General features: G+C 64.0%; 22 protein-coding genes and 1 tRNA gene. 13 read left to right on the top strand and 10 right to left on the bottom strand.

Annotation, left to right across the window (positions count from 1 at the left end):
- The first annotated feature begins 12 nt into the window (after positions 1–12).
- From P1M51_RS11530 to P1M51_RS11510, 5 genes are all read left to right on the top strand, one after another.
- The gene (locus tag P1M51_RS11530) at positions 13–420 is read left to right on the top strand and encodes a hypothetical protein (protein ID WP_276274475.1); all 408 of its coding nucleotides are present in this window, start codon (positions 13–15) and stop codon (positions 418–420) included.
- 1,016 nt (positions 421–1,436) lie between these two features.
- Positions 1,437–2,357: a DUF4129 domain-containing protein gene (locus P1M51_RS11525; RefSeq protein WP_276274474.1), complete on the top strand. Its 921-nt coding sequence runs from the start codon at positions 1,437–1,439 to the stop codon at positions 2,355–2,357.
- Positions 2,354–2,929 (top strand): hypothetical protein, encoded by a 576-nt coding sequence (locus P1M51_RS11520; RefSeq protein ID WP_276274473.1) that lies wholly within the window; start codon positions 2,354–2,356, stop codon positions 2,927–2,929. The genes P1M51_RS11525 and P1M51_RS11520 overlap by 4 nt, the downstream gene beginning before the upstream one ends.
- On the top strand, positions 2,930–4,249 hold the full coding sequence (locus P1M51_RS11515; protein ID WP_276274472.1) for a DUF58 domain-containing protein: 1,320 nt from the start codon (positions 2,930–2,932) through the stop codon (positions 4,247–4,249).
- A complete protein-coding gene (locus P1M51_RS11510) occupies positions 4,246–4,743 on the top strand; it encodes a hypothetical protein (protein WP_276274471.1) in 498 nt (165 codons plus the stop codon). The genes P1M51_RS11515 and P1M51_RS11510 overlap by 4 nt, the downstream gene beginning before the upstream one ends.
- A 5-nt stretch (positions 4,744–4,748) precedes the next feature.
- Here the strand turns inward: P1M51_RS11510 and P1M51_RS11505 are convergent, their stop codons facing one another.
- Complete coding sequence (locus tag P1M51_RS11505) at positions 4,749–5,699, bottom strand: MoxR family ATPase (RefSeq protein ID WP_276274470.1); 951 nt, start codon at positions 5,697–5,699, stop codon at positions 4,749–4,751.
- A 105-nt stretch (positions 5,700–5,804) separates the two neighbouring features.
- Here P1M51_RS11505 and P1M51_RS11500 point away from each other — a divergent pair.
- Positions 5,805–5,888, top strand: a tRNA-Ser gene (locus P1M51_RS11500).
- 189 nt (positions 5,889–6,077) lie between these two features.
- Here the strand turns inward: P1M51_RS11500 and P1M51_RS11495 are convergent.
- Both P1M51_RS11495 and P1M51_RS11490 read right to left on the bottom strand, forming a co-directional pair.
- Positions 6,078–6,827, bottom strand: coding sequence for a PHP domain-containing protein (locus P1M51_RS11495; protein ID WP_276274469.1), 750 nt, complete (start codon positions 6,825–6,827; stop codon positions 6,078–6,080).
- Positions 6,828–6,897: 70 nt separating this feature from the next.
- The gene (locus P1M51_RS11490; protein WP_276274468.1) at positions 6,898–7,704 is read right to left on the bottom strand and encodes an arylamine N-acetyltransferase; all 807 of its coding nucleotides are present in this window, start codon (positions 7,702–7,704) and stop codon (positions 6,898–6,900) included.
- A gap of 152 nt (positions 7,705–7,856) precedes the next feature.
- On the opposite strand from P1M51_RS11490, the gene P1M51_RS11485 reads away from it, so the two are divergent.
- Positions 7,857–8,789: a DMT family transporter gene (locus P1M51_RS11485; RefSeq protein WP_276274467.1), complete on the top strand. Its 933-nt coding sequence runs from the start codon at positions 7,857–7,859 to the stop codon at positions 8,787–8,789.
- A gap of 78 nt (positions 8,790–8,867) precedes the next feature.
- Entirely contained in the window at positions 8,868–9,305 is a 438-nt protein-coding gene (locus tag P1M51_RS11480; RefSeq protein WP_276248347.1) for an ester cyclase, read from the top strand.
- A 10-nt stretch (positions 9,306–9,315) separates the two neighbouring features.
- Here P1M51_RS11480 and P1M51_RS11475 read toward each other — a convergent pair whose 3' ends face one another.
- Positions 9,316–9,525 carry a hypothetical protein gene (locus tag P1M51_RS11475; RefSeq protein WP_276248346.1) on the bottom strand — a complete coding sequence of 70 codons (210 nt, stop codon included), beginning with the start codon at positions 9,523–9,525 and terminating at the stop codon, positions 9,316–9,318.
- Positions 9,526–9,679: 154 nt separating this feature from the next.
- Between P1M51_RS11475 and P1M51_RS11470 the strand changes: the two genes are divergently transcribed.
- The gene (locus tag P1M51_RS11470; RefSeq protein ID WP_276248345.1) at positions 9,680–12,001 is read left to right on the top strand and encodes a cation-translocating P-type ATPase; all 2,322 of its coding nucleotides are present in this window, start codon (positions 9,680–9,682) and stop codon (positions 11,999–12,001) included.
- Here the strand turns inward: P1M51_RS11470 and P1M51_RS11465 are convergent.
- Both P1M51_RS11465 and P1M51_RS11460 read right to left on the bottom strand, forming a co-directional pair.
- The gene (locus P1M51_RS11465; RefSeq protein ID WP_276248344.1) at positions 11,998–12,225 is read right to left on the bottom strand and encodes a hypothetical protein; all 228 of its coding nucleotides are present in this window, start codon (positions 12,223–12,225) and stop codon (positions 11,998–12,000) included. The two genes, P1M51_RS11470 and P1M51_RS11465, sit on opposite strands and share 4 nt — an antisense overlap.
- A 56-nt stretch (positions 12,226–12,281) precedes the next feature.
- Positions 12,282–12,512 carry a hypothetical protein gene (locus P1M51_RS11460; protein WP_276248343.1) on the bottom strand — a complete coding sequence of 77 codons (231 nt, stop codon included), beginning with the start codon at positions 12,510–12,512 and terminating at the stop codon, positions 12,282–12,284.
- A gap of 130 nt (positions 12,513–12,642) precedes the next feature.
- Between P1M51_RS11460 and P1M51_RS11455 the strand changes: the two genes are divergently transcribed.
- The 4 genes from P1M51_RS11455 (at position 12,643) to P1M51_RS11440 (ending at position 17,081) form a co-directional block, all read left to right on the top strand.
- Positions 12,643–14,085 carry an amidase gene (locus tag P1M51_RS11455; protein WP_276248342.1) on the top strand — a complete coding sequence of 481 codons (1,443 nt, stop codon included), beginning with the start codon at positions 12,643–12,645 and terminating at the stop codon, positions 14,083–14,085.
- Between the two features lie 178 nt (positions 14,086–14,263).
- Positions 14,264–15,328, top strand: coding sequence for a metal ABC transporter substrate-binding protein (locus tag P1M51_RS11450; RefSeq protein ID WP_276248341.1), 1,065 nt, complete (start codon positions 14,264–14,266; stop codon positions 15,326–15,328).
- The gene (locus P1M51_RS11445; RefSeq protein ID WP_276248340.1) at positions 15,325–16,068 is read left to right on the top strand and encodes a metal ABC transporter ATP-binding protein; all 744 of its coding nucleotides are present in this window, start codon (positions 15,325–15,327) and stop codon (positions 16,066–16,068) included. The genes P1M51_RS11450 and P1M51_RS11445 overlap by 4 nt, the downstream gene beginning before the upstream one ends.
- Positions 16,068–17,081 (top strand): metal ABC transporter permease, encoded by a 1,014-nt coding sequence (locus P1M51_RS11440; protein WP_276248339.1) that lies wholly within the window; start codon positions 16,068–16,070, stop codon positions 17,079–17,081. Before P1M51_RS11445 ends, P1M51_RS11440 begins: the two co-directional genes overlap by 1 nt.
- 3 nt (positions 17,082–17,084) lie before the next feature.
- On the opposite strand, the gene P1M51_RS11435 is transcribed toward P1M51_RS11440, so the two are convergent.
- The 4 genes from P1M51_RS11435 to P1M51_RS11420 are packed head-to-tail and all read right to left on the bottom strand — an operon-like array spanning position 17,085 to position 20,997.
- Positions 17,085–18,221, bottom strand: a complete 1,137-nt coding sequence (locus P1M51_RS11435) for an ABC transporter permease (protein ID WP_276248338.1) — start codon at positions 18,219–18,221, stop codon at positions 17,085–17,087.
- Positions 18,214–18,903: an ABC transporter ATP-binding protein gene (locus tag P1M51_RS11430; RefSeq protein ID WP_276248337.1), complete on the bottom strand. Its 690-nt coding sequence runs from the start codon at positions 18,901–18,903 to the stop codon at positions 18,214–18,216. The genes P1M51_RS11435 and P1M51_RS11430 overlap by 8 nt, the downstream gene beginning before the upstream one ends.
- Entirely contained in the window at positions 18,890–20,371 is a 1,482-nt protein-coding gene (locus P1M51_RS11425) for a hypothetical protein (RefSeq protein ID WP_276274466.1), read from the bottom strand. Before P1M51_RS11425 ends, P1M51_RS11430 begins: the two co-directional genes overlap by 14 nt.
- Positions 20,368–20,997 carry a Yip1 family protein gene (locus P1M51_RS11420; RefSeq protein WP_276274465.1) on the bottom strand — a complete coding sequence of 210 codons (630 nt, stop codon included), beginning with the start codon at positions 20,995–20,997 and terminating at the stop codon, positions 20,368–20,370. The genes P1M51_RS11425 and P1M51_RS11420 overlap by 4 nt, the downstream gene beginning before the upstream one ends.
- Positions 20,998–21,023 lie beyond the last annotated feature (26 nt).

Raw genomic sequence — 21,023 nt, 5'->3', positions numbered from 1 at the left:
GAAGCCTCGGACATGCAAGGCGACTACACGCCACTCTACATCGGCGACCAGCCCGAGGAAAAGGCGGTCTGTGAGGCTCACGGTCGGATGGACGAACGCCTCGCAGCCATCGACTTCGAAGAAGAGATTTTCGCCACGACCGACGGCTACGAGATTCACCAGTGTCCAACGTGTAGCGTGAAAATCGTCGAATCGCAGGGTCGCTACGGCATCTCCGAGGAAGATGCGATGTTCGCGATGCTCAGCCACATCGTCTCAGAGCAGTGGGACGACGGCCTCGAAACCCACTTCCAGAGTCTCGGACCGGGCTACATCACCGCCCGTGGTGAGGTGTACACGATTCATCTGGAGGAGTTCGACGACGTCGACGTGCCGGACCACATCCGCGACGACGTGAACGTCTGGGTCGAGAAAGCGTAAGCTACCCACGACTTCAGTCGTGGGCTTCCTCCCGCGAGGGGGTTTCGGCCCACGCTTCGTCCGCCGTCGAAGGCTCGGCTTCCTCTTACCGTCCTTGCCTCGGCGTGGGCGCGATTTCATACGCCTCCCACTCCGACCGAGGCCGGGATTGTCCCGCCGATTTAATTCCCGGTGTTCTCACGCTCTATCCCCGCGTGGGGAACGGGAGTCGAACCCGTTCGCGGTCACAGTCCCCGAGTTCGGGGCCAGCCTACTCGTGGCCCGTACCGACCGGCACTTGTGGCAAGCCAGCACTACCACGTCACACGCTACCATGATACCTAAACATACCGAAACCCGGCCAAGCAATCGTGTATCGGCAGTTCAGCCCCATGTCGGCTTCCTCCCACGACTAAAGTCGTGGGCTTCCGCCTCGTATGTCATCTGAAAAACGAACTTGTTAGCGTGGTGGCATCCTCCCCGTCGTAAACGACGGGGCTTCCCCACACAGGAGGAAACCCGGCCTGTTGCCGAGCAGGTTTCAGGACCGTTTCTCCCGAGGTCGGTGGGACGGGTTTCGTCCCTCGCTCGGGAGCGTCCTGTGGCGCTGTCACGGGCGCTCCCATCCGCAAGCGAGTCATCGACGCCCGGTTTCTCAGGGCGTCTCTCTCCCAAGCGGTCATGCCTCACGGCACGGTCGGTTCGGTCACACTTCCCCGACCCGTAGGCCGGGTTCCCGTGCTGGCGAACGACGCGAACCCCGCAGTCGGTTGCAGAACCGACCCGTGGGAACCGACGCCCCGAAATATTCGGGACGCTGGTTTCAGCGCGTCTCGTACTCCCGCGCAAGTGCCGAGAGCCGACGTAACCCTTGTTAACACCCACGTCATGGCATGTACTAACTGTTTGGGTTTCAGCGGGCACTCGTCGATGGTTGCTCAGTGCCATGTCGGATTCACGCCCGCCGTGAACGGCGGGATTCTCTCCTTGAAGAAAGATAGGAAAAGTCTAAATTCCGCCCACGGCCTACTTGCTTTGTGAATCGGCAGCACGTCGCGCTCGCCGCCATCGCCCTCCTCTCTGTGCTCGCCCTCTCCGTCGCGGCCGCGAACCTCGACGCAACCGCAGAGTCCTCCCCGGGAGTTGGTGTCGGGTCCAGCGAAATCGGCATCGGCTCCGACGATGAGTTCTCGTTCGGCGGCCCTGCGCCCCAGCCCCAGGAAGAGTCGAGCGTTTCGCCGTTCTACCGACTTCTCTCACAGCTCGTCGGCGTCTTCATCATCGTCGGCGCAGTCGTCGGCATCGTCGTGCTCTACCGTGATTACGGCATCAAAGGCCCCCTCTCTGTGTTCGGTGTCGGCATCTTCCTCGCCGTGTTGCTCTACTTTCTCCTGCAAGGGGGCGGGTTCGACCTTCGCTCCGGCTCCGGCGGCTTCGGAGACGGCGGGAGCATCCAGCTTCCTGGTGGCGGGAGCATGGGCGAGGTAGACGCCACGCAGATTGCCACCCAGCCCGCAGTTCCGACGGCGTTCGCCATCATCTTCGGCATCGTGCTCGTGTTGTTCATCTTCGCCTACACGCAGTCGGTGCGGGGCGACGACGAGGACGAGGAGACGGTCCCCGGCGCACCGCAGGTCGACGTGAGCGAAATCGGTGCCGTAGCCGGACGAGCGGCCCGGCGCATCGAGCGAAACGGCGGTGAACCTGACAACGAGGTGTACCGCGCGTGGAAGGCCATGACCGACCATCTCAACCTGCCGAACCCGGCGACGAGCACGCCGACGGAGTTCGCAGACGCGGCGGTTGCGGCGGGCATGGAATCGGCGGACGTGGCCGAACTCACGCGCCTGTTCGAGGAGGTTCGCTACGGCGGCCACACGCCGACCGACGAGCGCGAATCTCGCGCGGTGAGCGCACTCCGGCGCATCGAACGAACCTACGGCGAGGGCGCGGTATGAGCGTCGGTCGCTCGCTGTTCATTCTGCTCGGGGCGGTCACCGCGTCGCTCGGTATTTTGGCGGCGTTCGTCCCCGGCCTCATCGATTTCTCGAATCCGACGTACATCATCGTGACCGTCCTCGGCGTGGTGGCGCTCGTTCAGGCGGTGAGCGCAGCGACGGACCGACTCAAATCCACCGAAGAGGCTGCCACGACCCGTGTCGTAGAGCGGAGGGACCCCGTTCCGATTCCGGGCACGGCGTTCGACGAGGGCTTTGGCGACCTCGGTGCCATGGGCCGAATGCGCGGAGCACGTCGGCGCGACGAAGTGCGAGACCGTCTCGAACACGCGACCGTCGCCGTCCTCACCCGGTATGGCGGTCTCACCGAGGAGCAAGCGAGAGCCCAGATGAAGGCAGGGACGTGGACTGACGACGTTTACGCCGCCGCCTTTTTCGCGACCGACGTGGACGACGGCGGGTTCCTCGGCGGCTTTTTCAGTACCTCGATTACCAGCGAATCGACGTTCCAGCGCCGCGCGCGTCACGTCATCGACGCGCTGAATCGCCGGCTCATCACGGAGGCTAGGTGAATGCGCAGACAGCTTCGACCTGACCCGGACGAACTGCCTGACCTCGGTGAGATACTCGACCGGAAAACGGGCCGGTGGACGGGCGTGAGCGTCGTCGCTTTCCTCGCCGGAGCCCTCGGCGTCCTGTCGAACAGACCCGCGGTGTTGCTCGCTGGCGTCCTCGGCGTCGGCTTCGCCGCCTACGCACAGCTTCGAACCGCGCCGCAGGTGTCACTCAGCGTGAACAGAACCGTCGAAACCGACGCGCCGGAACCCGGCGACGAGGTGGAAATCACGACGATTGTGCGAAACGAGGGGACCGTACCGCTCGTCGACCTTCGACTCACTGACGGCGTGCCGGCGGGCCTCGACGTGACTGCGGGGTCGCCCCGGGTCGCCACCGCGTTGCGGCCCGGCGAATCGGTCACGCTCTCGTACACCGTCGAGGCGGTCCGCGGTGGCCACGAGTTTCGCCCACTTCTGGCTCTTGCGCGGAACCTTCCGGGGACGGTCGAACGCGCGGTGCAGATTCCCTGCGAGAGGATGGTTCGCTGTGTGAGTCCACTTCCGCCGGTGGGGACGTTCCCGCTTCGGGCGCAGACTTCCCAATATACCGGGCAGGTCGAAACCGATACTGGAGGTTCGGGCATCGAGTTCTTCGCCACCCGCGAGTACCGGTCGGGCGACCCGCTCAGTCGAATCGACTGGAATCGGAAGGCGCGCACCGGTCGCCTCTCGACGCTCGAATTCCGCGAGGAACGCGCCGCGACGGTCGTGCTCCTCATCGACGCCCGCAAAGAGGCCTACCTCGCGCCCAACGCGGAGGCAGAAACCGCAGTTCAGCGGAGTATCGACGCCGCAAGTCACACCTTCGTCTCGCTGCTCGCGACGGGTGACCAGGTAGGGGTGGCGACGCTCTCGCCGACGCCGCTGTGGCTCGGGCCGCGTGCCGACGACGAGCACCGCGCCCGGGTGCGAGAGGCACTCTCGACGCACGAATCGCTCGCCCCGACGCCGCCGACGGAGCCGTTCTATCCCTCGGTCAGGGTGAATCAACTGCGAAAACGATTGCCTGGTCACGCGCAACTCGTCCTCATCTCGCCGATGTGTGACGATTATATCGCCTCGCTTGCCCGACGATTCGACGCCTACGGCCACCTCGTGACTGTGCTCAGTCCGGACCCGACGGCGACGAAGACGCCCGGTCAGCGACTCGCCCGTATCGAACGCCAGACGCGACTGTCGAACCTCCGCGCCGTGGGGATTCGCGTCATCGACTGGCCGGGTGACGAGTCGCTGCCGGCGACCTTAGAGAAGGCGGCCCGGAGGCTGGCTCAATGAGCGACATCGACCGCACGCCGCCTGATTTCGGACGGGTGCTCACGATGGGGGTCGCGCTCGTCGCCGTGTTGGTGGCGGCCTACGCCGGCCCAGCGACGCTGCTGCTCGCGCTCGCCGGACTCGTGAGCATGGGTATCGGCGTCCTGCGCGGTCGACGCCTCGGCGTGACCGTCGGCGCGGGCGTGCTGTTCGTCGCCCTTCTGCTGGCAGGAGTTTCTGGGTTCTCCACTCCGCTTACGCTCCTCGGTGCGGGCGCGGCAATTCTGGCCTGGGACGTCGGCGAGAACGCAGTGAGTCTCGGCGAGCAACTCGGTCGGGAAACTGCAACCAAAAGGGCGCAACTCGTTCACGCGGGTGGGAGCCTCGTCGTGGCACTCCTCGTCGGGACGCTCGCAGTCGGCGTGTTCGAACTGGCGACAGGGACGAACTCACTGACCGCGCTGGTGCTCCTGCTCATCGGGGCGCTGATGTTGACCTCGGTACTTCGAGAGTAGTCGGCTCAGTCGATAGTCGGTACGGCCACCGATTCGAGGACGTCTTCGATGATCTCCGCCTTCGTGATGTCGCTGATTTTCGCATCCGGCGTGAGGACGACGCGGTGGGCGAGCACCGGGCGCGCGATTCGCTTCACGTCGTCGGGAGTGACGTACTCGCGGCCAACGATGACCGCGCGGGCGCGGGCCGCTTCGAACAGGCGCTGGGTTCCGCGAGGGGAGACGCCAATCCGGACCCGCGGGTCCGCTCGGGTCTCTCGTGAGATGGCGACCATGTAGCGCAGCAGGTCGTCGTCCACGTGGACGTTCTCGGGGGCGCGCTGGAGGTCACGCACGCGCTCGGTCGTGAGAACGCGCTCGACGGAGGGACTCTGGACGCGGCGGGCCGCCCGGCGTTTGAGCAGCTCGAACTCGCCGTCCTCGTCGGGATAGCCAATTGACGTTTTCACCGCGAAGCGATCGACCTGCGCTTCCGGGAGCGCGAAGGTCCCCTCCTGCTCGACTGGATTCTGCGTCGCCATGACGAAGAAGGGGTCTGGAAGCTGGTGGGTGTCCCCATCGACGGTGACCTGTTTTTCCTCCATGGCTTCGAGGAGAGCGGCCTGCGTTTTGGGCGGGGCGCGGTTGATTTCGTCTGCGAGGACGACGTTCGCGAAGATGGGGCCTTCCGTGAACTCGAAGGTTCGGTCGCCTTCGTTGAAGACGTGCGTCCCGGTCACGTCAGAGGGGAGGAGGTCCGGGGTGAACTGGATGCGCGAGAACGACAGGCCGAGCGCCTTCGCGAAGCTCCGGGCAGTGAGGGTCTTGCCCGTCCCGGGCACGTCTTCGATGAGGACGTGGCCCTGCCCGACAATACCCATGAGGACGCTTTCGAGAAAGTCGCGCTCTGCGATGACGGCGGTGCTCACGCCGTCTAGCACGGCGTTGCACTCCGCGCTCGCATCCGTGATATCCATGCACACATCGGGGTCCGGCGGCCGTTTATGTCTATCGCTTTTCATGGTTTTCGCTCGGCAAAAATCGAAACGGATAAACGCAACACGCCGGAACTCTCTGGTAGAGCCGAGATAGCCTAGCCCGGCCAAGGCGGTTGCCTCGAAAGCAACTGTCCCTCGGACTCGTGAGTTCAAATCTCACTCTCGGCGTCTTTCAACTTTCAACACCCGCGAGCTACCGCTGTGTCGCTCGCACGCTGGGACAGTTGTATGCAACCAATTGAGATTTGAACCAGGGAGCGAGCATAGCGAGCGACCGAGGTTCAAATCTTCACTTCGTGATTGCTCACCAACGATTCAGCAAGGCTGAATCGAGACTCGCAAATCCGCAGGATTTGCTCACTGATCAAACGCACTCGGAATCGTCGGCAGGAATGGCAACTGCGAAGTCAGCAGATACAGTGACTTTTTGCTCGCGCCGATGGCGTACTGGCGGGCGCTTTTGTGAATCGGGGTTCGTTTGCCGTGAATCGTGGTGTTGCCCTCGCGGATGGCGTCGATGAGGCGGTCGCCGTCTACGGTTTCCTCGGTGAACGACACCTCGGATTCGTCGACGTGAATCTCGGTGACGGCGCGGCCGATGTTCGGGAGGTAGTGGGCGTCGCTCGCGCCGATTTTCGGGTAGTCGCGTCGCTCTGCGAATTTGTGGGCCCGCCGATTCCGGTAGCCGGTGAACAGCATGGAGTTGTACACTTCGATGCCGTCGCAGTCAGAGAGATTGCGTTTTTTGACGCCGTGGCGGGTGCGCTGGAATGGATGGGGGGTGATGGCGATGCCGCCGAGGTCGCGGATGTGCGAGACGGTCTCGGCGAAGGACTGGCCTTTCGGCGGGCACTCCTCGACGCCAATGGCGAGGAGGTGGCCAGCTTTCGTCGAGACTTCGACGCCGGGGATGCCGATGAGGTCGAACTCGGGGGCGAGTTCCGCCGCTCTCCGCGACTCTTCGATGGTGTCGTGGTCGGTGACGACCACGCCGTCCAACCCGATTTCGCTCGCGTGTTCGAGGATGAGCTCGACCGGTTCGCGGCCATCGTATGAGCCCTCCGAGTGGACGTGGGGGTCGATTCGTACGGAGATGGTGGTCTCCATTTTTCTCGTATGTGGAGACTCTGCGAAGAAGTGGTTAAGCGTTCTGCCCGATTGACGAGTTTGCCGCGAGTCACCACGCGGTCACGCCGTCGGTGTCGATGCCGAACTCGCGTTCGAGGAGCGTCTCCCACTCCGTTGGGTCGATGGTGCGTTCAGTCACGTCGTCTTTCACGGACACGGAGGAGGTGTCGGGGGTCAGCCGCGCGTGGCCGTTCTCGGTCGCAAGCATGACGAACGGGGATTGGTTGAACAGCGAGTCGGGGGCTTTCTGGAAGTGTTCGCAGGTGGCTTCGAAGTAGCCCATCGTCCGGGGAATCGTCTCGAAGATGAACCGGTCTTGCCACGCCTCCTGGCCGGGCTTTCGGTACTGAGAGAGGAAGTCTGCGTCGGGGCGGTCGCTCTCGACCAGCCGCCACTCGAAGCCGGCGGCGTCCGCGATTGTCGTGCCGTCTGCGGGGAGCGGCTGGCGGAGTTTTGGGATGCCGAGACCTACGTCCACGATGTAGGGATGGTCGAGCGCCACGCCGAGGGTGAGGTGGTCCGCAGGCGGCCCGAACGTCCCGTCGTCGTTGGCGATGCGGGCGGCGTAGCGGTCCACGTCGTAGCCGAGTTCAGCGAGGAGCCAGCAGAACAGACCGTTGAGTTCGAAACAGAAGCCGCCTCGATTACGCCCGACGATTTTCTCGTAGAGGTGTGCCTCGTCGAGCGAGACGCCGTTTCCCGGTCGGTCGCCGAACGGGTCGCCGGTGATGGACAGATTCTCGAACGGAACTGATTGGACGTGCGCACGCTGGAGGCGGGCGAGTGCGTCGCGTGTCGGCGGGTCACCCACAGTCGGTTCGAGCCCAAGACGGGTGAGATAGTCGGCGGTGTTCATGCGGGATGTCCGATATTCCTGCATTCCGCCGCCATGATATATAAAGAACGGGCCGCCGCCTCGTGTTGGATGTTTCTTCAACTCTACGTCACAAATCCCGATGTTCTTGCCACAGAAGTCACCTTTTTCGTCCCGCTTGCAGAACAGCCGGTGTGCGCCGCAATCTAACCGCCCTGCTGTTCGCCCTGCTCGGCCTGCTCTGGGGGGCGTCGTTCGTGGCCATCGAAATCGGTCTCGACTTCTTCCCGCCGGTGTTGTTCGCCGCGCTCAGGTACTACATTGCGGGGGCCATCATGCTTGGCTACGCGGTGAGTTCGACTGCGCGCTGGCTACCCCGCTCGCGAGCCGAGTGGCTCATCGCGGGCATTTCGGGTGGCTTTCTCATTGGCGGGCACCACGCCTTTCTGTATCTCGGTCAGCAGTTCGTCTCCGGGGCGATTGCGGCGGTCATCATCAGCCTCGGGCCGGTGTTGACGACGGTGTTCGCGAGTGCGCTGCTCCCGAGCGAGCGCCTGCGTCTGCCGGGCCTCGTCGGCCTCGGTCTCGGCCTCCTCGGTGTCGTCATCATCGCGAACCCCGACCCACAAAACCTGCTCACGGCGAACGTCCTTGGCATCGCGCTCGTGTTCGTCGCCTCGGTGTGTTTCGCCCTCGGTGCGGTGCTCACCCGACCGATTCGCACCGACTTCCCTGTGCAGTCGCTTCAGGCGTGGGGAATGCTGCTCGGCGCGGCGTTACTCCATCTCGTCGCCCTCGCTCGTGGCGAGTCGATGGCGCAAATCGCCTGGACGCAGACCGGTATCCTCTCGCTCGCGTACCTCGCAGTTGGGTCGGGAGCCGTTGCCTTCTTCATCTACTTCGAACTGTTAGACCGCCTCGGCCCGATTCAGATCAACCTCATCGGCTACTTGGAACCGGTCTGGGCGACGGTGCTCAGTTTCGCGCTGCTCGGGTCGCTCGTGAGTGCCCAGAGCGTTCTCGGCTTCCTCGCCATTTTCTGTGGATTCGCCCTGGTCAAACGCGAGGCCCTCCGAGCGGGCGTGGGAACGGTGGTCGCGCGGGTTCGCCAGCAGACAGATTCCTGACGCCGAGACAGTCCTCGGCTTCGTGATGTTGGTCAACGGCTATCCGCTCTGTCGTCGTCTGTAGTAGTGGTGACAAACATGGCAACAGACCAATCGATAGAGCAGAACAAGGACGTTGCACGCCGCGCACTCGAAACCCTCTGGCGGGGTGAGTACGACACGATAGACGACCTCTGTGCCGCAGAATTCGTTGGGCACGATACGACAGTAGAGGGCGACATCATCGGCCCCGAAGGAATAAAGGAGTACTTCAGAGCCATTCACGCAGGTCTCTCGGAAACGGACTACACGATAAACGAGGTCATCGCAGAGGGCGACCGTGTCGTCACGCGCGGGACGTCAAAGGGGATGCACTCGGGCGAACTCAACGGCATCCCGGCGTCCAACAAGGCCATCGAAGTGAACGACATCGTCGAGTTCAGATTCAAAGACGGAAAAATCGTCGAGTCGTGGGCGATTCCCGACGGGCTCTCGTTGATGCAGCAGGTCGGCGTGATTCCAGAACAGGGAAGCTGAGCACGCATTCTTAGTTTGGTCGCTGCGATTCGTCGGCAGTCTTGCCGATGAAGCCGCTTTTGAAGCCAATCCATGCGAGAACGCTCATGAAGAGGATTGGCGGGAGAATCATGAATCCCCAGAGTGGGTCGAGCCCCCAGACGAGTAACAAGACGATGTCTGCGATGCCCAGAAAGAGGAAGGGGATGACCGCGAGTACGGCCGACGTCGTCCGGTCCATATCCGGGGTTGGGCGTGGAAACCCAAAAGTCGCGCGTTTGCCCGCCAGTGCAGCCCGAGTTATTAACTCAACCCCCCCACCAACGCCAAATTTATTAATATAGGTGGTGGAAATGGTAGCTTGATTAATAAGCAACGACCGCGAAAATCAGGTAATGACAGCGGAATCTTCCGCACCTGCCGGCCACGGACACGGCCATCGCGAGCAGCTCTCGCTTTCGGTCCCCGAGATGGACTGTGCCTCCTGCGCCGGAAAGATTAGTAACGCGCTCGACGACGTTGTCGGCGTCGTCGAGTACGACCTTCGCCCAACGACCGGCAAAGCGGAGGTCGTGTTCGACCCCGACGAGACGACGCGAGAGGCGGTGCTCGCTGCGTTCGACCGGGCGGGCTACGAAGTAGCGAATCTGGACGAAGTGGGTGCGACCAGAGACGAACCGTCGACCTCAGTGTGGCGCTCTACCCGGGCGAAGAAGACGGCCGTCAGCGGGGTGTTCCTGCTCTTTGCACTCGTCTTCGAGTTCCTGCTCGCTGGCTTCGACGTGGCTATCGCGTCGGTTCTCACCCGCCAGTTCACCGTCTCCGACCTGCTGTTTCTCACGGCCATCGTCGTCGGCGGGCAGGTCATCCTCCGAAACGGCTACTACTCGGCGCGCAACCTGAACCTCGACATCGACTTCCTGATGAGCGTCGCGATTCTCGCCGCAACGGGTGTCACGCTCGCCATTCCGGCAGAAAACCTGTTCGTCGAAGCAGGGTCGATTGCCGTGTTGTTCAACGTCGCCGAGTTGCTCGAACGGCGGTCCATCGAACGCGCCCGCACCTCGCTCGCAGAACTGTTTTCGCTCGCTCCCGAGACGGCGACGGTCAAACATGACGGGCACACCCACGAGCGGTCGGTGGAGGAACTCGACGTAGGCGACATCGTCGTCGTCCAGCCGGGTGAGAAGATTCCGACCGACGGCACGGTCGTAGAGGGTGAGAGCGCGGTTAACCAAGCTCCCATCACAGGCGAGAGCGTGCCTATCGACAAGGAACCGGGTGACGAGGTGTACGCAGGCACCCTGAACGAAGCCGGCTATCTCGAAGTCGAGGTGACGGCGCGAGCAGACGAGAACACGCTCGCACGCATCATCGACCTCGTCGAGAGCGCCCAGGAGAAACAGACCAAACGCGAGCAGTTCGTCGAGCGATTTGCGGGCTACTACACGCCCGTCGTGGTCGTGGCCGCGATTCTCACCGCCGCGATTCCGCCGCTGTTGTTCGCCGCGCCGTGGGTCGAGTGGTTCGTCCGCGGCATCGCGCTGCTGGTCATCGCCTGCCCGTGTGCGTTCGTCATCTCGACGCCCGTCACGGTGGTCTCGGGGGTCACGAGCGCCGCCCGAAACGGCGTGCTCATCAAGGGTGGTAATTACCTGGAGGCGATGGGCGAGGTCGAAACCGTCGCCTTCGACAAGACGGGCACGCTGACGACGGGCAAACTCTCGGTCACGGACGTCATCCCGCTCAACGGCAACTCGGCGGACGACGTGCTCGAATGCGCCTATGGCGTCGAATCGCGCAGCGAACACCCCATCGCCGCCGCCATCACCGAGCACATCGACGCCGAGTACACGGCTGATATCGACGACTTCGAGAGCCTGACCGGCAAAGGCGTGCGCGCCCAACTCGGGGGCGAGACCCACTACGCCGGCAAACCCGCGCTGTTCGAGGACCTCGGGTTCGATTTAGACCACGTCCACTTCACCACGGGCGCGGGCGACCTTCCACACGAGACGCAGGCCCAGTGCGAGCGCGAGGGCTGTCTCGACCTCGTCTCTGACACCATTCCCCGGCTGCAAGACCAGGGGAAGACGGTGGTGCTCATCGGAACCGCAGACGACCTGGAAGGTCTCATCGCCGTCGCGGACACCGTGCGTCCCGAGGCGAAAGCGGTGGTCGCCGCACTCAAAGACCGCGGCGTCCGAACGGTGATGCTCACCGGTGACAACGAGGGCACAGCCGAGGCCGTCGCCCGCGAGGTGGGCGTAGACGAGTTCCGCGCGAGCCTGCTCCCCGAGGAGAAGGTGGACGCAATCGAAGCTCTCCTCGCAGAGTACGAATCGGTCGCGATGGTCGGCGACGGCATCAACGACGCGCCCGCGCTCGCCACCGCCACCGTCGGCATCGCCATGGGCGCGGCGGGCTCTGCGACCGCCATCGAAACCGCGGACATCGCGCTCATGGGCGACGACCTCTCGAAACTGCCCTACCTCTACGACCTCGCCCACCAGGCAAACGGCGTCATCCGACAGAACATCTGGGGCAGTCTCGCGGTGAAGGCGCTGCTCGCCGTCGGGATTCCCCTCGGCTTCGTCTCCGTCGTCGTCGCCGTGCTCGCAGGCGACGTGGGCATGACGACGGTGGTGACGGGCAACGCGATGCGACTCTCCAGAATCGAACCGGAAGACGAAGTCTCGATTCCCGAGATGACTTAGTCGTCTACGCCGTGAGTGACGTGAACCCGTTTAAACAGCGGTTTGAAAATGTAGTAGCTGATGGACCCGATGACGAACATCGCCACCAGCAACTGCGCGTCGCTCGCGTGAAACACGACTCGGAGGATAATCGTCGGCACCAGCCACAGAAATACTGCCGCGAAGAGGAGGGCGTACTTGAGCGAGTGGTCCTCGGTGTCCTCCGGACCGAAGTTTCGGCGCATACCCGAACCTGTTCTGGAAGCTACAATAAACCTCGTGCGTGGATTGACTTGTCGCGTCACTCGTTTCGGTCGGTCTGTCGGGTTTCCACGAACGCCGGCCTGAGCGCGTAGGCGATGAGTACGCCGACGACGAGGCCGACAGCCGAGACGGAGATGTCGCCCGCCGAAAACACGACGCGAAGGATGGCGAGCGGCGTGACCCAGACGGCGAGCGCCACGAGGAAGAGCAAGAACTGTCTGGTCAGCGCGGACGCTCCAATCGACGACTCTCCGTTCCCTCCCCACATTATTTCCCACTACTCAATTCGAAATAATGCGTTTTGTGCCTACATGCGCCGGGTGAGACGGCCACACGACTCTCGTCCGCGACTGCCGCGGAACCTACACTTTTGTCGGCGTGCGAACAATCCGCACACAATGACCGACCTGTGTTTCGAACCTGCCGCATCGCTCGCCCGACGCATCCGGGCAGGCGACCTGTCGCCAGTTGCAGTGCTCAACGCCCATCTCGACCGCATCGAGACGCGAAACGAGCGCACGAACGCGTACGTCCACCTCGCCGAGGCTGAGGCGCGTGAGGCCGCACGGGAAGCAGAACAGGCCGTCTCCAGTGGCGCGACGGTCGGGCCACTGCACGGCCTCCCCATCGCGGTCAAGGACCTGCTCCAGACCGCGGGGATGCAGACTACGTTCGGGTCGAAACCGCTCGCCGACGTTGTCCCCGACGCGGACGCCATCGAGGTTTCGCGGGTCAAAGACGCCGGGGGCATCGTCCTCGGCAAGACCAACACTGCGGAGTTCGGGCACGTCGCGATTACGGACAACGAACTGTTCGGTTCGACGGGCACGCCCTACGCTCCGGAGTACACCGCGGGTGGCTCCTCGGGGGGCAGCGCGGCGGCCGTCGCAGATGGCATGGCTCCCCTCGCGCTCGGGACGGACGCAGGTGGCTCCGTTCGAATTCCGGCATCGTGCTGTGGCATCTTCGGGCTGAAACCGTCGTTCGGGCGGGTGGCCCACCGCGAGCGTCCGGACGGCTTTCTCGACGCGTGGCCGTTCGTCCACTCCGGGCCGCTCACCCGGACTGTGGAGGACGCCGCGCTCGCCATGGACGCGCTTTCGGGTCCCGACCCGGCTGACCCCTTCTCGCTCCCGGCCCGCGAGGGCAGCTACCTCGACGCGCTTTCCCAGCCAGTCGATGACCTGACCGTCGCGTTCTCCCCCACGATGGAGGCGTTCACCGTCGCAGACGAGGTGCGAGACATCGCCCACGAGACCGCCGAGAAGTTCGAAGAAGCGGGCATGACCGTCGAACGTGCAGACCCCGCCTTCGGCGACATCTGGGAGGACGTGGAGACGGCGGGGCGCATCCTGTTTCAGGCGCGAGTCGCGTGGGTCGTCGCCCACTCCGAGGAGGCGTTCGGCGTCAACCTCGCGGACCACGCAGAGGACCTGAGTCCGGCCTTCGGTGCGATGGCGCATCTCGGAAAGAAGCACTCGGTCATGGCGCTCTCGGAGGCGAACGCCATTCGGACGAAAGTCGTGGACGCAGTCGAGCGCGTCTTCGCGAACTACGACCTCATCCTGACGCCGACGATGGGCACGCCGCCGTTCAAGCGTGGTATCTACGGGCCGGAGGAAATCGACGGCGAGGAGATAGACCCGTACACGGGCTGGTATTTAACGCTCCCGTTCAACCTGACCGGCCATCCGGCGGCATCGGTCCCCGCGGGCGTCGTCGATGGTCGCCCCGTCGGAATGCAGGTGGTCGGCCGTCGCCACCGCGACGACGTGGTGCTCGCAGCGTGCCGCGCGTTCGAGCAGGTGGCGTCGTGGCACGACCACCGGCCACCGAAGTGACTGCTCGCTGAGCAACCTCGTTCTCGTTTCCTGGATTGACTCGTGCTGGACGCTCACTACTGCATTTTCCGCTCGGAGAACCTGACAGCCTGTTGCCCACACCAACGATTTAGATAAGTCTAAACATTGAGTTAGACCAATACTGTTAAGTGAACTCACCCGTCTAAATCAGATATCAATGACTGACACGCATTCTCAATCGGGCAGATTGACTCGGCGGAAGGCGCTCGCTGCCGGCGCTGGACTGCTTGCTGCAGGGTTCGCCGGGTGTCTCGGCGGCGGTGAGGCGGTCGCAGGCGGAAAGAACAACGATACTGACGGGCCAGTTGCTGTCGCATCGTTCTTCAGTTTCTACGATTTTGCGCGGAAAATCGCCGCAGACACGCCCGTCGAAGTGAAGAATCTGGTCCCGACGGGCCTGCACGGGCACGGCTGGGAGCCGAATTCGAGCGTCACCCGCGACATCATCGAGGCGGACGTGTTCATCCACGTCGGCGAGGACTTCCAGCCGTGGGCCGACCGCGCGATTCAGACGCTCGAAGACGACGGCGCGAACACCGAACTCATCAACGTCCGCGAAGGCGTCGAACTGGTCGACCTCGCCGCGAGCCTCGACCCCGAAGAGGAGGGCGTCGGCGAGGGTAGAGGGCAGGACCCGCACTTTTGGCTCGACCCACAGCGGGCGAAAACCTCGGTGGACAACATCACCGCGGGCTTCGTCGAGTACTTCCCCGACCACGCAGACACGTTCGAGGCGAACGCGACGGCGTACAAGTCCGAGGTTCTCGACCGCATCGACGCCGACTACCAGGCTATCTTCGACGCCGCAGAGCGAAGGGTCGTCCAGCTGGCCGCGCACAACGCCTTCCAGTACATCGGGACGCGATACGACGTGGAGATGCGCCCGCTCGTGGTGAACCTCGCGGCGAGCGGCGACGTGAAACCCTCCGACATCACGAAGGCGAAGGAAACCATCGAGGAGTTCGACATCAGCTACATCGGCGCAGGCGTCTTCGAGACGCGAAAGCCGGCGAAGCAACTGCTCGCAGAGACCGACGTCGAGGCGTACTACCCGGTCACGCCGTACGCGGGCGTCCGCGAGAACTGGGTCGCAAACGACTGGGGTTACGAAGAGATTGCATACAACATCAACATGCCAACCTTCGAAGTCGTCCTGGGCAACACGTCGCCCGCCGAAGCCGGGCCGGACGGCTGGAGCGGTGAGTGGAGGAACTTCGAATGACTGAGGAGGCCCCGCTCATCAGTCTCTCTGACGTGTCCTTTGGCTACACTGCGACGCCCGTCGTCGAAGACATCTCCCTCGAGATCGAGTCGGGCGAGTACGTCGCCGTCGTCGGGCCGAACGGTTCGGGGAAGTCGACGCTGATGAAACTCATGCTCGGCTTGCTCCGCCCCGACAGCGGCGAGGCACGCCTCTTTTCGCAACCGTCTCACGAGTTCGACGATGGTGCGCGAATCGGCTACGTCGCCCAGCACGCGAGCGCCTCGAAGGAGATGCCGATTACCGTCCGCGAAGTCGTGAAGATGGGGCGCTTTCCGCACGTCGGAACCGGTCGGCTCTCGGCTGCCGACTGGGACATCGTAGACCAGTCACTCGAAACGGTGGGGATGACCGCCTTCGCCAACCGTCGGGTGACGCAGCTTTCGGGCGGGCAGCGCCAGCGAGCGTTCATCGCCCGGGCGCTCGCCGGGGAGGCAGACCTGCTCGTCCTCGACGAACCGACCGTCGGCGTGGACGCAGAATCCGTCGAGGCGTTCTACGAACTGCTCGAAGCCCTCAACGACCAGGGCATCACCATCCTGCTCATCGAACACGACCTCGGGGCGGTGGCCGACCACGCACACCGCGTCGTCTGCCTGAATCGCGGCATCTACTTCGACGGGCCGACCACGGAGTTCGTCGAAAGCGACGCCCTCCACCGGGCGTTCGGGACGGCAGTGGCCATCTCGGGTGATGCCTGATGTTCGAACTCGGCATCCTCCTGCAGTCGAGTCCGCTTGACCCCGTCCTCTCGCCGCTGTACGTCCTCCTCGAAGGCTGGTACTGGGTCATGACCCAACTGTACTACCTGACCGGCCTGGAGCTAATCAGCCCCGAGTACAAGTTCATGCACCGCGCCATCCTCGTCGGCCTCTGTATCGGCGTGATGGCCCCGCTCATCGGGACGTTTCTCGTCCATCGACAACTCGCGCTCATCGGAGACGCCCTCGCCCACACCGCCTTCGCGGGCGTGGCGATTGGCCTGTTCCTGAACGGCGTGTTCAGTCTCGGGGTGTCGCCGTATCTGACAGCCGTTGTCGTCGCCGTCATCGCCGCGCTCCTCATCGAACTCATCGCCGAGGCCACCGACGCCTACAACGACGTGTCGATGGCCATCGTCCTCTCGACGGGATTCGCCCTCGGGTCGGTGCTCATCAGCCTGAACGCGGGCGGCCTCGCCGTCGGCATCAACCAGTTCCTGTTCGGCAACCTCGCCACGGTGTCCGCGGAGAACGCCGCCATCTTGCTCGTGTTGTTCACCATCATCGTCGGGACCGTCGCCGTGTTCCGCAACCAACTGCTCTACGTCACCTTCGACGAGACGGCCGCGGCCGTCTCGGGACTGTCCGTGAGCTGGTACAACCGCGTGATGGTCATGCTGACGGCGCTCGTCGTCGTCGGCGCGATGCAGATAATGGGCGTCATTCTCGTCGCCGCGATGCTCGTCGTTCCCGTCGCCGGGGCGACGCAGGTGTCGCGAAGTTTCACCGAATCGTTGTTCGTCTCCGTCATTCTCGCGCAACTCGCCGTCCTGCTGGGTATCGGCGCGGCGTACTACGGCGAGGCAACCGCTGGGGGCGTCATCGTCCTCGTCGCCGTCGCACTCTACGCGCTCGCCGTCGTCGCTGGCAAACTCCAGACGCGGTTCACCGTGGACGAAACCCCCGAACTGGGGAGCATCACCACCGGAACGACAGAGTCGAACTCAGACTGATTTTCACCCGCGGAGGGCGTCCACGGGGTTCAGATTCGCCGCTCGCCACGCCGGGTAGAGGCCAGAGATGAGACTTGCCCCGAGACCGAAGGCGTAGGCCTGCCCGATGAAGGCGAAGTTCGCGAGGGTAAACACGCCAAATGGGTCTTCGAGGATGAACTGGCTCACGGCCATGCCCGCGCCGATGGAGAGGAAGACGCCGACGACGCCGCCGATGACGCCGAGCAGTAGGGCTTCGACGAGGATGATGCCGAGAATCTCGATTTTCTGGACGCCCACAGCCCGGAGGACGCCAATTTCGGTGCGTCGCTCAATGGTGCTCATGAGCATGACGTTCAGGATGCTCACCCCCGCGACGACCAGTGAGATGGCCCCGATGGCGATGAGGAAGGTGCCGATGGCGTTGAACGCCTCTGCGATTTGCGCGGAGATGTCGGCGAGTTCGAACACTTCGTAGCGGCGGTCTCGGTCGTTTAGGCCGCGGATGGCTTCGGCCGTCGCGTTCGCCTCCAAGCCTGACCCGGCATCGACGACGATTTGGCCGTACTCGCGTGCGGGGAACGCCTCGACGGGAATCACGACGCCGTTGTTCGCGGAGGTGGGCGAGAACGCCTGACTCTCGGCGAGAATCGCGCTCACCCGGTAGGTCGTTCCGTCTACGACGATGCTGTTGCCGACGCGCACGCCGAGGTCTTCAGCGAGGGTCGTCCCGACGAGTGCGCCGCTTCTGAGCGTCGGCGGAATCGAACCGGCCTCCGCCTCGTAGAGGTCGCCGGGTCGGGAGACGCCAAACACCTGTATCACCTGTTGTTCGCCGCTGAACTCGATGACGCCCTGTTTCTGGGCGACCGGCGTGACCGTCGCGCCGGGAGCCGCCCGTTCGACGTTCTGGACGTCGCGGTCTGAGAGGAAACTCACGCCCTCCTCGAACGCCGGCGAGACGATGATTTCGCTGCCGATGTCGCCGAGCGATTCGGTGACACTCACCTGCAGGGTGTTCCCGAAGATGCCGAGCGAGGCGATGGCGAGGACGCCAATGACGATGCCGAGCATGGCGAGCGCCGAGCGAATCTTGTTTCGCGTGAGGTTGCGCCGCGCCATCATCACCGCGGGGAAGCGCCGGTAAATTGGTTCAAACATCGGTCACGACCTCCTCGCCGGTGATAACCCCATCGACGATGTTGACCCGGCGGTCGGCGAACGCGGCGACGTTCGGGTCGTGGGTGACCGCGACGATGCCGACGCCCTCGTCGCAGATGGCTCGAAGGCGCTCTAAGATTTCTCGGCCCGTCTTCTGGTCTAAGTTGCCCGTCGGTTCGTCCGCGAGTAGCACGCGCGGTTCGTTCACGAGCGACCGGGCGATAGCCACGCGCTGTTGCTGGCCGCCAGAGAGTTCAGAGGGCAGGTGGTCCAGTCTATCGCCGAGGCCGAGGTCGGTGAGCAACTGTTCTGCCCGTACTCGCCCCTCCGCGGCGGCGGCCCCGCCGAAAAGCGTCGGTAGTTCGACGTTTTCGGTCGCCGTGAGCGAGGGAATGAGGTAGAAGTCCTGGAAGATGAAGCCGATGGCTCCCTGTCGGGCCTTGGTGCGGTCTCGGTCAGAGAGCGTGGTTACGTCCTCGCCGTCGAGCAGGACGGTCCCCTCGCTCGGCTCGTCGAGCAGGCCGATCATGTTGAGCATGGTCGATTTCCCGGAGCCACTGGGTCCCATGACCGCAACGAACTCGCCCGGTTCGATGGCGAAATCGACGCCCTTGAGGACGGTGAGCGTCTCGCCGCCGAGTTCGTAGCGCTTGACCACGCCGCGCAGTTCAACGAGCGCCATCGCGGGAGTTGCGCCAGGCGTAGCCGACGACCCCGGCCACGAGCAGGACGATGAACACGCCACCGAGAATGAGCGGCAGGTCGAGGCCGCCGCCGGTCTGCTGGTCGTTCGCGGTGCGATTACCTTCGACGCGAACCTGGACGGTTTCGGTTCGCTCCTCGCCGCCCGCGAGGTAGGTGACGCTCACGGGCACCATCGTAACTCCCTCGTCTACCTCGGCGTAGAGGTCGAAGACGACGAAGTCGCTCTCGGGAACCGTCCCGACGAAGTACTCGCGGAACGGCTGAGCGGGCGTCACGCCGTCTGCGGGGACGACCCGGACGACGACGCTCTCTGCGGGGCCTTGCCCGACGTTGCTCGCGCTGCCCGTGATGTGGAGTGTGCCGTCCTCGAACTCGGTGTTGATGCCGGTGAGCGCGACGACGCCCACGCGCGGGGTGTAGCGGAGCGTGGTTTCGCTCGTTCCGGAGACGGTTCCGGTCTCGTAGGCGGTCTGGATGATGAGGTCGGTCGGGTCGGTCACGCCGGTCAGGTCGAGCGTTGCGCTGCCCGCTGACTCCGCGGCGACAACGGGAATCAACGTTCGTGCGACGGCGAGGCCGTCCTGTGTCGCGGCCGTCACGACGACGTTCTCGATGGGTGCGTTCCCGAGGTTCAACACGGAGACGGTCACGGGCGGGGAGACGACGGTGTCTTCGGTCGCCTGCACGCTCGCCTCCACGACGACGTTCTCGACCAGCGGTTCGACCGTCACGGAGCGCGTCGCGGAGACGGTGCGTCGGTCGTCGCCGACGGTATAGGAGAGTTCGGCCGCAGTCGTGAACTGGCCTGCTCGCTCGTTTTCGACGGTGAAGTTGAACGTGAGCAATTGGCCGGGTTCGAGTCGGGGAACGACGCGAACGGCGTCCTCGACGGCGATGGCGCTGCCCGAAAGCGTGAGTTCGAGGTCGCGCAGCGTCGCCTCGCCGCCGTTCGAGACGCGCACGGCGTAGGTGCTCTCGGTGTTCGACACCGGTGACCCGGTCACGATTTGCAGGCGGGGGACCGACCCATCGATGACCGATTCGCGGACGTCGATGGTGACCGGGTAACGAATCGTCTCGCCAGAGCCGTTGGTCGAGCGGCCGCGGACTTCGACTTCGAGTTTCTTCACGCCCGCGTCCTCGAAGGTCACGGTGAGCGGCACGGCGAGACTCTCACCCGGTGAGAGCGTCCCCAGGTCTTCGACGCGGTCGTAGCGGGTCGAGCCCTCGCGGGCTTCGAGCGAGACGGCGGTCACTTCGAACGCCTGTTGGCTGCCCGCTGAGTTGCGGATGGTCGCGGTGACGGTGACGAGGTCTGCGACGCCGGGTTGCTCGGGGGTGACCGTCGCGCCCGTGACCGAGATGAAGGTGTCTTCCTGGGCGAGTGCGGTCGTCGGTGCGAGCAACGCGCAGACGACGAGAATGGTGAGGAGTGTGGATTTCATAGAACAAACAGTTGGCTTGCGAGTGTGAGTGCGATGCTGACCGCGACCGGAAGCGCGACGATGAGTATTCCCTGGCCGAGCGTGACGTGGCGGGCGTATTTGACGGCGAACGCCCAGAGGAACGCGCTCCACAGGGTGAACGCGATACCGACGAGACCGGCGACTTGCAGGACGCTCGACCGAGTGACTGCGAGCGTAAACGGCTCGATAGCTTCGGGCGTGGTCGGCGACGGAATTCCTTGCAGGGCGAGGTACATCGCGCCGAGGCCGAGCAGGCCGCCGAAGATGGCGGGGACGAACCCCCACCCGGTCAATGCGAGCGTCTTTCTGAAGTCACCCTCACCGTCGAAGACGATGGAGATGACGTGGAAAACGACGGCGAACAGCACCCAGACGACGAACTGCGTGACAAGCGCCCCGCCGACGCCGAACGTGTAGCTCAGTAGTGCGACGGCCGGGCCAACGTCGGCAGGAAGCGCGGTGAGGATGCGCGAGAGCAGGAGGAACGACGTTATCGCCCCGACCACCCCCGCGAGCAAAACGACCCCAGCGGCTCCCCAAAGCCGCGGTGACTCGGCCTCTGCCCGGAAGAACGCGTCCGGGTTCGTAACGAGGTCGAGAATCATCACCTGAGGTTAGTCTCGAAAGGAGA

It is taken from the genome of Haladaptatus sp. QDMS2, assembly GCF_029338295.1.
Lineage (GTDB): Archaea > Halobacteriota > Halobacteria > Halobacteriales > Halococcaceae > QDMS2.
The sequence above is the reverse complement of the archived record's forward strand: the minus strand, read 5'-3'. Positions and strand labels throughout refer to the sequence as shown.

Excerpts from the sequence above, each read along its gene's own strand:
- P1M51_RS11470 (WP_276248345.1), top strand. The coding sequence starts at position 9,680 with ATGACAGCGGAATCTTCCGCACCTGCCGGCCACGGACACGGCCATCGC.
- P1M51_RS11450 (WP_276248341.1), top strand. The coding sequence starts at position 14,264 with ATGACTGACACGCATTCTCAATCGGGCAGATTGACTCGGCGGAAGGCG.
- P1M51_RS11420 (WP_276274465.1), bottom strand. The coding sequence starts at position 20,997 with ATGATTCTCGACCTCGTTACGAACCCGGACGCGTTCTTCCGGGCAGAG.
- P1M51_RS11515 (WP_276274472.1), top strand. The coding sequence starts at position 2,930 with ATGCGCAGACAGCTTCGACCTGACCCGGACGAACTGCCTGACCTCGGT.
- P1M51_RS11460 (WP_276248343.1), bottom strand. The coding sequence starts at position 12,512 with ATGTGGGGAGGGAACGGAGAGTCGTCGATTGGAGCGTCCGCGCTGACC.
- P1M51_RS11440 (WP_276248339.1), top strand. The coding sequence starts at position 16,068 with ATGTTCGAACTCGGCATCCTCCTGCAGTCGAGTCCGCTTGACCCCGTC.
- P1M51_RS11475 (WP_276248346.1), bottom strand. The coding sequence starts at position 9,525 with ATGGACCGGACGACGTCGGCCGTACTCGCGGTCATCCCCTTCCTCTTT.
- P1M51_RS11425 (WP_276274466.1), bottom strand. The coding sequence starts at position 20,371 with ATGAAATCCACACTCCTCACCATTCTCGTCGTCTGCGCGTTGCTCGCA.
- P1M51_RS11480 (WP_276248347.1), top strand. The coding sequence starts at position 8,868 with ATGGCAACAGACCAATCGATAGAGCAGAACAAGGACGTTGCACGCCGC.
- P1M51_RS11435 (WP_276248338.1), bottom strand. The coding sequence starts at position 18,221 with ATGTTTGAACCAATTTACCGGCGCTTCCCCGCGGTGATGATGGCGCGG.
- P1M51_RS11455 (WP_276248342.1), top strand. The coding sequence starts at position 12,643 with ATGACCGACCTGTGTTTCGAACCTGCCGCATCGCTCGCCCGACGCATC.
- P1M51_RS11495 (WP_276274469.1), bottom strand. The coding sequence starts at position 6,827 with ATGGAGACCACCATCTCCGTACGAATCGACCCCCACGTCCACTCGGAG.
- P1M51_RS11505 (WP_276274470.1), bottom strand. The coding sequence starts at position 5,699 with ATGGATATCACGGATGCGAGCGCGGAGTGCAACGCCGTGCTAGACGGC.
- P1M51_RS11510 (WP_276274471.1), top strand. The coding sequence starts at position 4,246 with ATGAGCGACATCGACCGCACGCCGCCTGATTTCGGACGGGTGCTCACG.
- P1M51_RS11520 (WP_276274473.1), top strand. The coding sequence starts at position 2,354 with ATGAGCGTCGGTCGCTCGCTGTTCATTCTGCTCGGGGCGGTCACCGCG.
- P1M51_RS11490 (WP_276274468.1), bottom strand. The coding sequence starts at position 7,704 with ATGAACACCGCCGACTATCTCACCCGTCTTGGGCTCGAACCGACTGTG.
- P1M51_RS11445 (WP_276248340.1), top strand. The coding sequence starts at position 15,325 with ATGACTGAGGAGGCCCCGCTCATCAGTCTCTCTGACGTGTCCTTTGGC.
- P1M51_RS11530 (WP_276274475.1), top strand. The coding sequence starts at position 13 with ATGCAAGGCGACTACACGCCACTCTACATCGGCGACCAGCCCGAGGAA.
- P1M51_RS11465 (WP_276248344.1), bottom strand. The coding sequence starts at position 12,225 with ATGCGCCGAAACTTCGGTCCGGAGGACACCGAGGACCACTCGCTCAAG.
- P1M51_RS11430 (WP_276248337.1), bottom strand. The coding sequence starts at position 18,903 with ATGGCGCTCGTTGAACTGCGCGGCGTGGTCAAGCGCTACGAACTCGGC.